Source organism: Nocardia wallacei, assembly GCF_029868745.1.
Classification (GTDB): Bacteria; Actinomycetota; Actinomycetes; order Mycobacteriales; family Mycobacteriaceae; genus Nocardia; species Nocardia wallacei_B.
The window spans coordinates 1-2715 of the sequence record NZ_JARWOP010000229.1 but is presented as its reverse complement, the minus strand read 5'-3'; the positions used below and the strand labels follow the sequence as shown (position 1 = coordinate 2715).

Here is a 2715-nt window from a genome sequence, read left to right as displayed (position 1 = left end):
CATGGTGGCGACGTTGATATCGGTTCGAACGTAATCGGAGGCGTGGAACAGATTACCCACGGCGGTGGTCGCGGTCGGGCGATGCTGCCAGGAGCCGGGTTGTTGAATGAACAGGGGAGTGTCGTTGGCGGCGCTCTTGTTTCTGCGTCCCCCTCCACTCACCCCCCCCCCCCCCCCCCCCCCCAACAAAACCCCTACCACAAGGGCCCAAAAAACCCCGCCCCCCCTACGCCGCCGCCGATAACAGAGCCTTTACCCTTGCAAGGTGCCGATCTCACAAACGCTCGCGAGGCTCGCCGGTGCGTGCGTCCTGGCGGCCGTGCTCATCGCCGGGCTGTTGTTCCCGCTCGCCGGTGGCTTCGGATACGTGTCCAACCGGGCCGCCGACGCCGTCGACAACGTGTCCGCGGAACTGGTCGAGGGCAACGCCCCCGCGGTGTCGACGATGGTGGACGCCGCCGGTAATCCCATCGCCTGGCTGTACGAGCAGCGCCGCTTCGAAGTGCCCAGCGACCGGATCTCCAACGACATGAAGTTGGCGATCGTGTCCATCGAGGACCGGCGCTTCGCCGAGCACGGCGGCGTGGACTGGCAGGGCACGCTCCGCGCCTTCCTCACCAACACCTCGAGCGGCGAGGTGCAGCAGGGCGCGTCCACGCTGGATCAGCAGTACATCAAGAACTTCCAGCTACTGGTGGTCGCGAAGACCGACGCCGAGCGCCGCGCCGCGATCGAGACGACGCCGGCGCGCAAGCTGCGTGAGATCCGCATGGCGCTGACGCTCGAGAAGCAGCTGACCAAGGACGAGATCCTCACCCGCTACCTGAACATCGTCCCGTTCGGCAACGGCTCCTACGGGATTCAGGACGCCGCGCAGACCTACTTCGGCGTGGACGCCAAGGACCTGAAGGTGTCGCAGGCGGCGATGCTGGCGGGCATGGTGCAGAGTTCGTCGAAGCTCAACCCCTACACCAACCCGCAGGGCGTGCTGGATCGGCGCAATACCGTGCTGGACACCATGATCCAGAACATCCCCAGTCGCGCCGAGGAGTTCCGCGCCGCCAAGGCCGAACCGCTGGGCGTGCTGCCGGATCCGAAGGGCCTGCCGCGCGGCTGCATCGCGGCGGGTGATCGCGGCTTCTTCTGCGATTACGCGCTGCAGTACCTGGCCAATTCGGGCATCAGCAAGGAGCAGATCGACAAGGGCGGCTACACGATCCGCACCACGCTGGACCCGGCGGTGCAGAATTCGGTGAAGGCCGCGGTGTCGGGGATGACGAAGCCGGATCTGGAGGATATCGCCGAGGTCACCAGCATCATCGGCACCGGGCAGGACGCGCATCCGGTGCTGGCGATGGCCTCGAGCCGCACCTACGGTCTGAGCGGCGAGGGCCACGAAACCGTGCAGCCGCAACCGTATTCGCTGGTCGGTGACGGCGCGGGCTCGATCTTCAAGCTGTTCACCACGGCCGCGGCGATGGAGAAGGGGCTGGGCATCAACGCCCAGCTGGATGTGCCGTCGTTCTTCTCCGCCAAGGGCATGGGTAACAGCGGCACGCCCGGCTGCCCGCCCGAGACGTACTGCGTGAAGAACGTCGGCAACTACCGGTCGCCGATGTCGGTGACCGAGGCGCTGGCGCAGTCGCCGAACACGGCGTTCGTCAAGCTCATTCAGGATGTCGGGGTGACGCCGACGGTCGATATGGCGGTCCGGCTGGGCATGCGTTCGTACGCGGCGGCGGGCACGTCCGGCCACGGCAACCAGAGCCTGGCGGACATGGTGAAGCAGCAGAATCTGGGCTCGTTCACGCTGGGCCCGTTCGCGATCAATCCGCTGGAGCTGTCGAATGTGGCGGCGACGCTGGCCTCGGGCGGCAAGTGGTGCCCGCCCTCGCCGATCCGGGAGGTGATCGACCGCAACGGTAAGCAGGTGCCGCTCACGCAGCCGTCCTGCGAGCAGGTGGTCGAGCCCGGCCTGGCGAATACGCTGGCCAACGCGATGGCGAAGGACAGCATCAGCGGCACCGCGGCCGGTTCGGCGCACGCGGCGGGCTGGAACGCGCCGATGTCGGCGAAGACGGGTACCACCGAGAGCCACCGGTCCTCGGCGTTCCTGGGTTTCACCAATTCGCTGGCCGGGGCGGCCTACATCTACGGCGACTCGCCGACGCCGGGCGAGATCTGCTCGTTCCCGTTGCGCAGCTGCGGCGACGGCAATCTGTACGGCGGTAACGAACCGGCCCGCAGCTGGTTCGACGGGATCAAGCCGGTGCTGGATCACTTCCCGCCGGCGGGCCTGCCGCCGGAGGACGACAAATACGTACGGGGCTCGAACAATTCGCAGATCCCCGACGTGGTCGGCATGACGGAGGCCGAGGCCCGCTCGACCCTGATCGGGGCGGGTTTCCAGGTCACCATGGTGACGGTGCCCGCCGCACCGACGAAGGGCACGGTCATCGGGACTACGCCGAACGGTTCGGCCATCCCGGGCTCGGTGATCACGGTGAACATCAGTGACGGGACGCTGCGCGAACCGCCGCCGCCCGGACCGCCCCCGATACCGAATCTGCCGGGGCTGCCGCCACCACCGCGGCTGCCGCCGATCCCGATTCCCATCCCGATTCCGCGGTGATATCGCCGAGGGGGGGGGGCCGGGGGGGGAGGGTGAGGGGGGGGGCCCCCAGCAGGGGGGGCGGCGGGGGGGCGACCCCCCCC

At 68.1% G+C, this 2715-nt stretch carries 1 protein-coding gene; it reads left to right on the top strand.

Features of this window, described 5'->3' with window-relative positions; translation table 11 throughout:
* Nucleotides 1–265: 265 nt before the first annotated feature.
* On the top strand, nt 266–2632 hold the full coding sequence (locus QH470_RS19475) for a penicillin-binding protein (RefSeq protein WP_280273819.1): 2367 nt from the start codon (nt 266–268) through the stop codon (nt 2630–2632).
* The last annotated feature ends 83 nt before the right edge of the window (nt 2633–2715 follow it).